This window comes from Roseomonas sp. F4 (genome assembly GCF_053891155.1).
Map to the genome: position 1 here is coordinate 80,305 of NZ_JBSSHK010000004.1, position 12,715 is coordinate 93,019.

The 12,715-nt window shown below is 69.0% G+C and carries 10 protein-coding genes; 9 read left to right on the plus strand and 1 reads right to left on the minus strand.

Features of this window, described 5'->3' with window-relative positions:
- Window positions 1–21 precede the first annotated feature (21 nt).
- The gene (locus ACVFYP_RS16790) at window positions 22–2,373 is read right to left on the minus strand and encodes a glycosyltransferase (RefSeq protein ID WP_499201351.1); all 2,352 of its coding nucleotides are present in this window, start codon (window positions 2,371–2,373) and stop codon (window positions 22–24) included.
- Between the two features lie 268 nt (window positions 2,374–2,641).
- Here ACVFYP_RS16790 and rpsB point away from each other — a divergent pair, with 268 nt between their 5' ends.
- From rpsB to bamA, 9 genes are all read left to right on the plus strand, one after another.
- Complete coding sequence (gene rpsB / locus ACVFYP_RS16795) at window positions 2,642–3,496, plus strand: 30S ribosomal protein S2 (protein WP_499201352.1); 855 nt, start codon at window positions 2,642–2,644, stop codon at window positions 3,494–3,496.
- A gap of 131 nt (window positions 3,497–3,627) precedes the next feature.
- The gene (gene tsf, locus ACVFYP_RS16800) at window positions 3,628–4,536 is read left to right on the plus strand and encodes a translation elongation factor Ts (protein ID WP_499201353.1); all 909 of its coding nucleotides are present in this window, start codon (window positions 3,628–3,630) and stop codon (window positions 4,534–4,536) included.
- Between the two features lie 203 nt (window positions 4,537–4,739).
- Window positions 4,740–5,462, plus strand: a complete 723-nt coding sequence (pyrH, locus tag ACVFYP_RS16805) for a UMP kinase (protein WP_499201354.1) — start codon at window positions 4,740–4,742, stop codon at window positions 5,460–5,462.
- A 74-nt stretch (window positions 5,463–5,536) separates the two neighbouring features.
- Window positions 5,537–6,109 (plus strand): ribosome recycling factor, encoded by a 573-nt coding sequence (gene frr, locus ACVFYP_RS16810; RefSeq protein WP_499201355.1) that lies wholly within the window; start codon window positions 5,537–5,539, stop codon window positions 6,107–6,109.
- Window positions 6,110–6,140: 31 nt separating this feature from the next.
- The gene (gene uppS, locus ACVFYP_RS16815; RefSeq protein WP_499201356.1) at window positions 6,141–6,914 is read left to right on the plus strand and encodes a polyprenyl diphosphate synthase; all 774 of its coding nucleotides are present in this window, start codon (window positions 6,141–6,143) and stop codon (window positions 6,912–6,914) included.
- A gap of 16 nt (window positions 6,915–6,930) precedes the next feature.
- Window positions 6,931–7,794 carry a phosphatidate cytidylyltransferase gene (locus ACVFYP_RS16820; RefSeq protein ID WP_499201357.1) on the plus strand — a complete coding sequence of 288 codons (864 nt, stop codon included), beginning with the start codon at window positions 6,931–6,933 and terminating at the stop codon, window positions 7,792–7,794.
- Window positions 7,794–8,963 (plus strand): 1-deoxy-D-xylulose-5-phosphate reductoisomerase, encoded by a 1,170-nt coding sequence (dxr, locus tag ACVFYP_RS16825; protein WP_499201358.1) that lies wholly within the window; start codon window positions 7,794–7,796, stop codon window positions 8,961–8,963. The genes ACVFYP_RS16820 and dxr overlap by 1 nt, the downstream gene beginning before the upstream one ends.
- Window positions 8,964–9,024: 61 nt before the next feature.
- Entirely contained in the window at window positions 9,025–10,134 is a 1,110-nt protein-coding gene (rseP, locus tag ACVFYP_RS16830) for an RIP metalloprotease RseP (protein WP_499201359.1), read from the plus strand.
- Window positions 10,135–10,358: 224 nt separating this feature from the next.
- Window positions 10,359–12,698: an outer membrane protein assembly factor BamA gene (gene bamA, locus ACVFYP_RS16835; protein WP_499201360.1), complete on the plus strand. Its 2,340-nt coding sequence runs from the start codon at window positions 10,359–10,361 to the stop codon at window positions 12,696–12,698.
- Window positions 12,699–12,715 lie beyond the last annotated feature (17 nt).

Below are 12,715 nucleotides of genomic sequence, written 5' to 3' on the forward strand. Positions count from 1 at the left end.
GGCGGTGCTGCTGACCGGACCCTAGGCGGCCGATGGCGGAGCGACGGGCAGCGCAGCGGCCGATCTGGCCTCGGTGCGGGTCACGCCGCGCGCCAGTCCGGCGAGGCTGCGCATGGCTGGCGCCATTGCCGCCGGCGCGAAGTGCCGCCGCCCGAAGGCCAGTGCCGCATCCCCCATCCGCACCCGCGCCGCGGGGTCCAGCACCAGCTCCGCCAGCGCAGCGATGAAGCCCGCCCGATCCCGCGCCAGGTGATAGGCCGTGCCGGCACCGCCCGCGATGCCGTACAGCGCTTCCGCCGTCAGCACGCTGGGTAGCCCGTGGCAAAGGTATTCGACCGTTTTGATCTTCAGCCCACCGCCATAGAAGACCGGGTTCACGCCGATATCGAGCGTGTTCAGGAAGTCCTCCGGCCGCGGCACCAGTCCATGCGCCACCACCCCCTGCCGGCCAGGCGGCACGGCGGCGGAGACCTGGCCCGCCACATGCAGCTCCGCCCCCAGCGGCGCGATTGCCGGCCAGACCTGGTCCAGCAGCCAGGTCAACCCGTCCCGGTTCATCGGGCTGTCGCCGCCGATGAAGCCGATTCGCACCTTGCCATCGGCGTGGCCCTGGGCCCGATGGGCGGGTTGCAGCACGTGCGGAGCCAGTAGCACCCGCCCGGGCAGCAGCGCGTCCAGCCAGCGGAACTCCTCCTGCTGGATCGCCAGGATCTGGTGGAAGCCGGAGAGAATCTTCAGCTCCTCCGCCGCGCTGATCTCGATGAAATGGCGGCGGCCGAAATGCGCGAAGTTGCGGACGCGCGTGGACATGATGTCGTGCGTGTCGATCACCGTCATCACCGGCTGCTCGATGGCGTGGCGCAGATAGGACAGACGGATGTACTCGATGATCACGGCATCCGGCGGATAGGTCGCCATGTGCTTGGCGAAGGCCAGCAGGGCGGAGGCGATGGTCGAGCGATGCTCGAAGGGCGTCATGCCCTTGGGCAGCTTCGCATCGGGCGTCGGCGGTAGCGGCCCGGTCGGGAAGAAACGGGCGCGGCCGCCCATCACCTCCTTGGCACGCGCCTTTTCGGGATCCGACATGGTGCCGATGAAGAACAGGTCGAGATCCATCTCCGACCTCGCGGCACGGGCCAGGGCGGCGATCCGGGCATGGTTGCCCAGGCGTTCCTCCCAGAAGCGCAGGTCCGTCACCAGCAGCGTGCGGGGCCGCTGGATGGCGAAACGCAGTGCGGCGGGGCTGGCGAGCCGGTGCTGCTCGGCGGCGACCGTCTTGGCGTAGCGATCCCAGAGCCGGGCGGAACTCGCGGCGATGCGGTCCCGCAGCGCCGGCTCCGCCACCGCCCGCGTCACCAAGGCGGCGAGCGCCGGGGCGTCTGCGGCGGCATGCCAGGCCTCCTCCGGTGCCATCCCGGCGAAGGCCTCCGCCGTGCCGGCCACCGGACGGCCGCGCGACAGCGCCTCCACCGTCTTGATCTTCAGGCCGGTGCCGCCCTCATGCGGGTTCACCACCAGATCGACCTGGGCATAGAGCTCGTCGGGATCGTCCACCGGGCCGATCGGCACCAGCCCCGGCCCAGGCTCCAGATGCCGCGCGGCGCTGCCGGCCACACGGATTTCCGCCCCTGCCGCCGCCAGGGCGGGAAGGTCCAGCGCCGCCAGGAAACGGTCCAGCGCGCGGGTATTCATGGGATTGGCGCTGCCCAGATAGCCGATCACAAACCGGCCATCCGAGGCGCGCGGCGGCAAAGGCGGGCGGTCGCCGGCGGGAATATGGCCCAGCGTCAGCACCGGGGCGGGGCTGTAGGCCTCCATCGCCTGGCGCTCCTCCTCCTGGATCGCCAGCACGACATCGGCGCGGCCAAAGCCGCGCGCCTCCTCCGCCTCGGTGGTATAGAAGAAGGACGGGGTCAGGCCGATGGCGCGAAGCCGATCGTCGCGGCCGCCGAACTGGTCATGCGTGTCCAGCACCTTCAGCACCGGCGTTGGGAAGCGCAGGTTCGGCTGCGGGAAGAAGGTAAAGGCGCGGCTGAGAAAGACATATTCCACCAGCACCATGTCGAAGCCGGGCCGCCGCGCGGCGAGGCCGACCAGCACTTCCTCCAGCGCCGGCTGGATCCAGTCGTCCAGGCCGAAGCGCTTGCCGAGGCTGGGTTTTTCCAGACCCCGGTCATGCGGCACCAGGATCAGCTCCCCCCAATCACGCCGCATCGCCGCGACATGTTCGGGGCCGACCTTCTCGCGGTCCAGCAGACACAGGGTCAGGCTGTGGCCGGCGGCCTTCAGTCCGGACAGCACGGCATGGATGCGGGCGCGGTTGCCCGCATCCTGCGGATGGCTCGGCGTGGGGGAGACGACCAGGATTCGCATGGGGCAGGCAGTCCGGAAGGCGAGGGGGCAGGATAGGGGCGCGGGCGGCGCGGGCAAGCACTGGTGTCGGCGACGGGGTTGCGGCGGGGCGGCGGCTGGGGCATATCGCGCCGGCCGGTCCGGGGTGTGCCTCGGGGCGGCAAATTCGCACGCGATGCACCTTCCGGGGGGTCCACCTCCGAAGGTCCGGTCCCCACCCCGCGGTTCACGGGCGGGGGCGGCAGCGCGGAGGCACAACCGGACCACTGGAAGTCAAGGAATCCGCCCCATGGCGATGCCCGACGTTACCCTGCGCGGCCTGCTCGAGGCCGGCGTCCATTTCGGACACCACACCCGCCGCTGGAACCCCCGGATGGCGCCCTACATCTTCGGCGTGCGCAACCAGGTCCATATCTTGGACCTGCAGCAGACCGTGCCGATGATGGACCGCGCGCTTCGTGCGATCCGCGACGTGGTGGCCGCCGGCGGCCGCGTGCTGCTGGTTGGCACGAAGAAGGCAGCGGCGGAATATGTGGCGGAAAGCGCCGCGCGCTGCGGCCAGTACTATGTGAACCACCGCTGGCTCGGCGGCATGCTGACCAACTGGAAGACCATCCAGGGCAGCATCAAGCGCCTGAAGCAGATGGAAGAGCAGCTGGGCGGCAACATCCAGGGCCTGACCAAGAAGGAAGTCCTGATGCTGACGCGCGAGCGCGAGAAGCTCGACCGCGCGCTGGGCGGCATCAAGGACATGGGTGGCCTGCCGGACATCATCTTCGTCATCGACACGGTGAAGGAGAAGCTGGCGATCGAGGAGGCCAACAAGCTCGGCATTCCGGTTGTCGCCGTGGTTGACAGCAATGCCGACCCGATCGGCATCGCTTATCCGATCCCCGGCAATGACGACGCCATCCGCGCGATCCACCTGTATTGCGACATGGTCGCCGGTGCGGTGCTGGACGGCATCTCCGCCGAGCTCGGTTCCTCGGGCGCCGATCTGGGCGCGCGCGAGGACCTGCCCGCCGAGGCGCTGCCGGATGTCTCCGAAGTGCTGCCCGAAGAGGTCGCCGCCGAGGTGACGGCCGAGTTGGCCGCCGAGGCTGCTGCCGAAGTCGAGCCTGCGAAGGACGCCCCGGCGGCCTGATGTTTGGTGCCCCCGCCTGGCGGGGGCGGCCTGGGCCGGATGCGGAAACCCCCGTCCGGCCCCTGATATCCTGATGCCGCCCCGGCGCTGGCCCGGGTGCGGCCGTGACTCGTAGGACGGGGACGATCGAAATGGCCGAGATCACCGCGGCGATGGTGCGCGAGCTTCGTGAGAAGACCGGCGCCGGCATGATGGATTGCAAGAAGGCGCTGGTCGAAGCCGGCGGCGATATGGAAGCGGCCATCGACTGGCTGCGCAAGAAGGGCCTGTCGGCCGCTGCCAAGAAGTCCGGCCGCGTCGCCGCCGAGGGTCTGGTGGGCGTCGCCTCTGGCCCGACCGTCGCCGCGATGGTCGAGGTCAATGCCGAGACCGACTTCGTGGCCCGCAACGAGGCCTTCCAGGCCTTTGTTGCCGAGGTTGCAGGCCTGGCGCTGTCGGTTGGCGACGATGTGGAGGCGCTGAAGGCGGCGACCTACCCCGGCACGACGCACTCCACGCAGGAGGAACTGACCCGGCTGATCGCCACGATCGGCGAGAACATGACCATCCGCCGCGCCAAGGTGCTGCGCGTGTCCTCCGGCACCGTCGCCACCTATATGCACAATGCGGTGAAGCCGGGCCTCGGCAAGATCGGCGTGCTGGTCGCGCTGGAGGCCGAGAACGAGCTGGAGGCGATGGAGGTGCTGGGCCGCCAGATCGGCATGCACATCGCCGCCACGCGCCCGGATTCGCTGGATGTCTCCGCGGTTGATCCCTCCGCGCTGGAACGGGAGAAGGCGGTGCTGCGCGAGCAGGCGGCCGGTTCGGGCAAGAAGCCGGAGATCATCGAGAAGATGATCGAGGGCCGCATCCGCAAGTACTACGAGGAAGTGGTGCTGTTGGAGCAGGTCTGGGTGCATGACGGCGAGAGCCGGGTGAAGGAAGTGGTGAAGAAGGCCGGCGGCCAGCTCACCGGCTTCGCCCGCTTCCAGCTCGGCGAGGGCATCGAGAAGGTGGTGAGCGACTTCGCCGCCGAGGTCGCCGCCGCCGCCAAGGGCTGATCCGGGGAACCGGACCGACCAAACGGGAAAGGGGCCGCCCAGGCGGCCCCACCCCGCCTATCTGCCTGGCGCATCGGCGCGCCAGGTCATTCAAGGCCTGAGACAGGCAGGGTCCGCCCAGGCGGGCCATGCCTTCGCCTTGCCCCCGCCACGATGCGCCGCTTATGTTGCGCGACGCCAGCCAGCCGGATTCCCGAGACAAGATGAGCAGACCCCCCCTGTACAAGCGCGTCCTGCTCAAGCTCTCCGGCGAGGCGCTGATGGGCTCCCGCGACTATGGCCTCGATATCGCGGTGCTGAAGAACATCGCGGCGGATATCCGCGATGTGACGGCGCTGGGCGTCGAGGTCTGCATGGTGATTGGCGGTGGCAATATCTTCCGCGGTGTCGCCGGCGCCTCCGCCGGGATGGACCGTAGCCAGGCCGATGCCATGGGCATGCTGGCCACCGTGATGAACGCGCTGGCGATGCAGAACTGGCTGGAGAAGCTTGGCGTGCCGACCCGGGTGCAGTCCGCCATCCCGATGGCGAGCCTCTGCGAGCCCTTCATCCGTCGCCGCGCCGTGCGGCACATGGAAAAGGGGCGGGTGGTGATCTTCGCCGCCGGCACCGGCAATCCCTTCTTCACCACCGACACCGCCGCGGCCCTGCGCGCCAATGAAATGGGCTGCGAGGCGCTGCTGAAGGGCACGCAGGTCGATGGCGTTTATTCCGCCGATCCGCGAAAGAACCCGAACGCGGAACGCTACACCACGATCACCTATCTCGATGTGCTGTCCCGCGATCTGGCGGTGATGGACGCCGCGGCCATCAGCCTGGCGCGGGAGAACAAGCTGCCGATCGTCGTGTTCAATATCCACGAACCAGGTGCCTTCACCGCCGTCATGAAGGGCGAGGGAAAGTTCACCACCGTGATCGATCCTTAAACCATTGTTTGCCGCATTTTCCGGATCGCCGGGCGGGTTTACCTGGCGCGGAATGCTCAAGAGGGAATCCAGGCATGGCCGCCGACTTCGCCGAGTATAAGCGGGAGCTGCAGCGCCGCATGGACGGCGCGCTGGAGACGCTGAAGAAGGAATTCCAGGGCCTGCGGACCGGCCGCGCCAGCCCCGCGCTGCTGGAGCCGATCCGTGTCGAGGCCTATGGCAATGTCCAGCCGTTGGTGCAGGTTTCCAATATCTCGGTGGCCGGTCCCGGCCTGCTGTCCGTACAGGTCTGGGACAAGTCCGTGGTGAAGGCGGTGGAGATCGCCATCCGCGATTCCGGCCTGGGCCTGAACCCGCAGACCGAGGGTCAGGTGGTGCGCGTGCCGCTGCCGCCGCTGACCACGGAACGCCGCAACGACCTAGTGAAGACCGCCGCGAAATACGCGGAGGCCACGCGCGTTGCCATGCGTGGCGTGCGCCGTGACGCGATGGAGACGGTGAAGGGCTGGGAGAAGGACAAGAAGTCCGAAGTCAGCCAGGACGATGCGAAGCGCTGGACCGACGAGATCCAGAAGCTGACCGACCAGAGCATCAAGACGGTCGATGCGACGCTGGCGGAGAAAGAAAAGGACATCCGGACCAGCTGATGACAGGCGCTGCGGCTCGGATGGGCGGGTGATGAGCGCGGCAGCCAAGCCGCTGGATGGCGGCGCGTCGGAAGCTCGCCCGCAGGGCGGGCAGGACGGACCGGCTCCGCCGTGCCATGTCGGCATCATCATGGATGGCAATGGCCGCTGGGCCACTGCCCGTGGCCTGCCGCGCGCCCTTGGCCATAAGGCGGGGGCAGAGGCGGCTCGGCGGACCATCGAGGCGGCCGCGCTATCGGGCATCGGCTGGCTGACGCTGTTCGCCTTCTCCTCCGAAAACTGGCAACGGCCGGCGGAGGAGGTGCGCGATCTGACCGGGTTGATGCGCATCTACCTGCGAGCCGAGGTCGGCACGCTGGTCAAGGAAGGTATCCGCCTGCGCGTGCTGGGGGAGCGCGAGCGCTTCGGCCCCGAGACGGTGCGCGCCATCGCCGCGGCGGAGGAAGCTACCGCCAAAGGCACCCGCATGAACCTGAACATCGCCCTGTCCTACGGCGGGCGCGGAGAGATCGTTGCGGCGGCGCGCGAAGCAGCGCGGCGGGTGGCCGCTGGCACGCTCGACCCCGCGAAGCTGGATGAGGCGCTGTTCGCCGGCATGCTGTTCACCGCCGGCATGCCGGACCCGGACCTGATCATCCGCACCAGCGGGGAACAGCGCATTTCCAACTTCCTGCTCTGGCAGTCGGCCTATTCGGAATTCGTCTTCCAGGACGTGCTCTGGCCGGATTACGGCGCTTCGCACCTCGCCGCAGCGGTCGGTGAATTCGCGCGGCGGGAGCGGCGCTATGGCCAGCGGGTCGCGTGACGCGGCGGATCGGGGCATGAGTCAGCAGGCCAGCACGGGCGAGACGAAGCGCTGGACGGATCTGCGCAAGCGGGCGCTGTCGGCCGCCGTGCTGTTGCCGGCCGCGCTGGCCTGCATCTGGTTTGGGGCGGAGAGCTTCACCGCCATGGTGGCGCTGGCGGTGGCGGTGCTGGCCTGGGAATGGGTGCATCTCTGTGGTCGGCGCACCCGGGTGTTTCCGGGCCTTGCTGTACCGCTGGTCGTCTTCGCCGCCGGGGCGCTGGCGGTGATGGAACAGGTGCGGCTTGGCCTTGCCGTGCTGCTGGCGGGCTTCGCCGCCACCTGGATCGGCGTGGCGCTGCGTGGGCGGCGCTCCGGCGTCACCCAGCCGGCGCGGCGGCTGGCGCTCGGCGTCTTGTATATCGGCCTGGCCGGTTTGGCGCTGATCGAGTTGCGGCATGACAATGAGGCCGGGCGCGGCAATGTGCTCTTCCTGTTCGTCGTGGTCTGGGCTTCGGATATCGGCGCCTATCTGGCCGGGCGCGCCTTTGGCGGGCCGAAGCTGGCGCCAGCGATTTCGCCCAACAAGACCTGGTCCGGGGCGCTGGGCGGGCTTGCCGCGGCGCTGGTCTTCGGCGGGCTCTGCGCCCTGGCCTTCACGCCCGGGGCCTCCCTGCCGGCGATCGCCCTGGTGGCGCTTCTGCTGAGCATGGCCTCGCAGGCCGGGGATCTGCTGGAATCCGCCATCAAGCGGCATTTCAAAGTCAAGGACACCTCCTCCCTCATTCCCGGCCATGGTGGGCTGCTGGACCGGCTGGACGGGGTGCTGGCGGCGGCGCCGGTGGCGGCGTTGCTGACCTATCTGCTGGGGCAGGGGCGCCCGCTTTGGGGTTGGGGCTGATGACGCGATCGGTCTCCATCCTCGGCAGCACCGGCTCGGTCGGGCGGTCCACCGTCGCGCTGCTGGACGCGGCCGCGCCCGGGGCGTTCCGGGTGGAGGCGCTGGTCGCCAACCGGGATGTCGCGACGCTGGCGGAGCAGGCGCTGCGGCTGCGCGCCAGCATGGCCGTGGTGGCGGACCCTGCGGCCTGGCCGGCGCTGAAAGCGGCCTTGGGCGGCTCTGGCATCGCGATCGATGCCGGCCCCCTGGCGGTGGAGGCTGCCGCGGCCCGCAAGGCGGATTGGACCATGGCCGCCATCGTCGGCGCTGCCGGGCTGCGCTCGACCCTGGTGGCGCTGGCGCGTGGCGGCACCTTGGCCATCGCCAACAAGGAAAGCCTGGTCTGTGCGGCGGAGCTGGTGCTGGAGGTGGCGCGCCAGGGCGGCGCCACCCTGCTGCCCGTCGATTCCGAGCACAACGCCATCTTCCAGGCTCTGGATGGTCAGGACCCGGCCGGAGTGGAGAAGATCATCCTCACCGCCTCCGGCGGGCCTTTCCGGGAGTGGAGCCTGGCGCAAATGGCCGGCGTCACGCCTGAACAGGCGGTGCGCCATCCCGTCTGGTCGATGGGGGCCAAGATCAGCGTCGATTCAGCCACCATGATGAACAAGGGGCTGGAGCTGATCGAGGCGGCGCGCCTGTTCCCGGTGTCGGAATCGCGGATCGAGGTGCTGGTGCATCCGCAATCGGCGGTCCACGGCCTGGTGCAGTTCAGCGATGGCTCGCTGCTGGCGCAACTCGGCACGCCGGATATGCGCACGCCCATCGCCCATGCCCTGGCCTGGCCGAAGCGACTTCAGGTCGCCATCCCGCGCCTCGACCTCGCCACGCTCGGCCAGCTGGATTTTTCGGCGCCGGACCCGCTGCGCTTCCCTGCTTTGCGCTTGGCGCGGGAGGCCTTGCAGGCGGGGGGTGGCGCGCCGACTATATTGAACGCGGCGAATGAGGTGGCTGTCGGCCTGTTCCTGGACCGGCGGATTGGCTTTCTCGACATCGCCGCCGTGGTGGCGGAGACGCTGGAGGGTCTGGTGGCACCGCGGGCCGAGACGCTGGAGGATATCCTGGCGCTCGACCAATCCGCGCGGCACGCGGCGCTGGGCCATGCCCTGGCGCGCACGGTGGTAGGCTGACCAGGGCCGGGGTCCGGCCCGTTAATGAAGACCTAGGCGCACGGCGCCGCTGGAGATCGTCTTGGACATCCTGCCCGAACCGTTTCGCACCATCCTCTCCTTCATCGTCGTGCTCGGCGTGCTGGTCTTCTTTCACGAGCTCGGCCACTACCTCGCCGCCCGCTGGCGCGGCGTCTATGTCGAGCGCTTCTCCGTCGGCTTCGGCCGGGCGATCGCCACCTGGACCGACCGGCAGGGCACGGAATGGCGCATCGGATGGCTACCGCTCGGCGGCTATGTGAAGCTGCACGGGCAGGAACAGCCCGAGGATGTTTCGGACGAGGTCCGCGCAGCCTGGCGCCCTGGCCAGACCTTTCACGAAAAGCCGGTCAGCGACCGCGCCATCGTCGTGGCCGCCGGGCCGTTGGCCAATTTCGTGCTCGCCGCGCTGATGTTCGGCGCGCTTTACATGACCGTCGGCCGGCCGGCCGCCACGACCGCGATCGGCACGGTGCAGGAAGGCTCCGCCGCCGCCAGCGCAGGTCTGCTGCCGGGCGACCGCATCCTGGCGCTGGATGGCCAGCCGGTGACCCGGTTCGAGGAGGTGCAGCGCCACATCCAGCCGCGCGCCGGCACGCCCGTGGCGGTGACGGTGCAGCGGGAAGGCCAGGAACGGGTGGTCACCGCAACCCCGGCCGCGCGCACCAACGGCGAGACGACAGTGGGCGTGCTCGGGGTCGGGGCCGCCGCCACCGAATTCCAGCGCCTCGACCCCTTCAGCGCGCTCTGGGCCGGCACGGTGCAGACGGCGGACATCACCAAGCAGACGCTGGGCGCGGTCTGGCAGATGATCGCCGGCGGCCGGGGTGCGGAGGAACTGGGCGGACCGCTGCGAATCGCCCAAATGTCGGGCCAGGTGGCGGAGCTCGGCATTGCCAGCCTGATTTCCTTCATGGCGGTGCTGTCGGTGAACCTGGCGCTGATCAACCTGTTCCCCATCCCGGTGCTCGATGGCGGGCACCTGATGTTCTATGCGGCGGAGGCGATCCGCGGCCGTCCGCTGCCGCCGCGCGCGCAGGAATATGGATTCCGCGCCGGATTCGCGCTGCTGATCACGCTTTTTGTCTTCGCCACCTGGAACGACCTGTCGCAACTCGGCGTGGTGCGCTGGGCGGCCAACCTTTTTGGCTGATTGGGGCTTCTGGCACAAAGTCGTTTTGAAACAGCGTACTGGGAAAAAACGCCCAGGGCGCGCGTGAAGAAAAATGACGGGCCAGCCCGATTTGCCGTGGTTCAGCCGCTTTTCGCGGCGACTGTGATCATCACCGGCCCGGCGCCTGGGCCGCTGGGGGTGGCGGCCCCCCGACCGCTCGGGTAGTCTCCGCCGCCTTACGCAGCCCCCCGGGGATACACCACTTGGTCGCCAATCGGCTTCTTCTGCTCGCAGCCACCTGCCTCGTCCCGGTCAGCCTCGCGCTGGACGCCGGTGCGCAGACCCGTGGGCCGCGCGCCCCCGCCGCCGCCATCGCCCCGGCTTCCGGTGTGGTGCGTGGCATCGACGTCACCGGCAACCAGCGGATCGAGGCGGACACCGTCCGATCCTACATGCTGTTGCAGCCGGGCGACCCCTTCGACGCCGACCGGCTCGATCGCAGCCTGCGCACGCTTTTCGCCACCGGCCTGTTCCGGGACGTGGCGGTGGCCCGCGACGGCGAGCGGATCCGCGTGACGGTGGAGGAGAACCCGATCGTCAACCGGGTGGCCTTCGAGGGCAACAGCAAGGTCTCGGACGATGTGCTGACGCCGGAGGTGACGCTGCGCGCCCGCGCCGTCTTCACCCCGCAGGCCGCCCAGGCGGACCGCCAGCGTATCCTCGACCTTTATGCCCGCCGTGGCCGCTTCGCCGCGCGGGTGGAGCCGAAGGTCATCCAGCTCGACCAGAACCGGGTCGATGTGGTGTTCGAGATCACCGAGGGTGACGCCGCGCTGGTCAGCCGCGTCAGCTTCGTGGGCAACACCGCTTATTCTGACAGCCGGCTGCGCGACGTCGTGGCGACGCGGGAACAGGCCTGGTACCGGATCCTCTCCACCTCCGACATCTATGATCCGGAGCGGTTGAATTTCGACCGGGAGCTGCTGCGCCGCTACTATCTGCGCCAGGGCTATGCCGATGTGCAGGTCACCGGTGCGGTGGCCGAGCTGGCGCCGGATCGCAGCGGCTTCTTCGTGACCTATACGATCGACGAGGGTCCCCGTTACCGGGTCGGCCGCACCGAGATCACCAGCACGCTGCGCGGCGTCGAGCCCGACTCTCTGCGGCGGGAACTCGCTGTCACCGAGGGCGACTGGTACGACGGCGATGCGGTGGAACGCTCGGTCGAGGCGCTTTCAGACGCTGTCGGCCTGCGTGGCGTGCCCTTCGTCGAGGTGCGGCCCCGGGTGACCCGGGACCGTGAGGCGCAGCGCGTCGATGTGATCTTCGAGGTCACCGAAGGCAGCCGCGCCTATGTCGAGCGCATCGACATCATCGGTAACAGCCGTACCGCCGATCGCGTCATCCGCCGCGAATTCCGCATCGCGGAGGGCGATGCCTTCAATGCCGCCCAGGTGCGGCGTTCGCGCCAGCGCATCCGCGACCTGGGCTATTTCGGCAATGCCGAGATCAACGTGCAGCCCGGCTCCGCGCCGGATCGCACGGTGCTGCAGACCACGGTCACGGAACGCCCGACCGGCGAAATCTCGCTGGGCGGTGGCTTCTCCACCGATGCCGGTCTGCTGACCGACTTCGGCATCCGGGAACGCAATTTCCTGGGCACCGGCATCGATGCGCGCTTGCAGACCCTGCTGGCGCAGCGCCGCACCCAGGTGGACTTCTCGGTCACCGATCCGGCCTTCCTGGATCGCAACCTGGCCGCCGGTGTCGACCTTTTCTACATCACCCGCGACCTGCAGGACACGTCGAGCTACTCGGAGAAGCGCGTCGGCATCGTGCTGCGCGCCGGCTACGAGTTCAACGAGCGGGTGCGGCAGAACTGGTCCTACAGCCTGGTACAGCGCGATGTCTTCGACGTGCAGTCGGATGCCAGCCGCTTCATCCAGGAACAGACTGGCGTGACGCTGCTGTCGCAGGTCGGCACCACCGTCTCCTATGACGTGCGTGACAGCCGGATCGAGCCGCGCAGCGGCTATATCCTGCGCGTCGGCACCGATGTGGCAGGCCTTGGCGGCGATGTCGCCTATGTCCGCTGGCGCGGCGATGTCGCCGGCTATGTGCCGCTGGAACGCTATCTCGGCAGTTCGGATTATGTGCTGGCCTTGCAGGCCGGCGTCGGCCTGCTCACCCCCTGGGGCGACCGGCCGGAGCGAATCATCGACCGCTTCTTCCTCGGCGGCGACAATCTGCGTGGCTTTGCGCTGGCCGGCGCCGGGCCGCGCGACACCTCCAACAATTCTTCCGACGACCCGCTCGGCGGACGTCTGATCTGGACCCAGACCACCGAGCTGCGCTTCCCGCTGCCGCTGCCCTCCGAGATCGGGCTGCTCGGCCGCGCCTTCGTCGATGTCGGCTCGCTCTCGCGCACGCCGGTTTCCGGCCCGGGTGTGCAGGATGACAGCTCGCCGCGCGTCGGCGCGGGCGTCGGGCTTTCCTGGCGTACGCCGGTCGGGCTCATCAACATCGACATCGCCCAGGCGGTGGTGAAAGAGTCCTACGACGAGACCCAGCTCGTGCGTTTCGGCTTCGGCACCCGCTTCTGAGCACTATCCGGGATCAT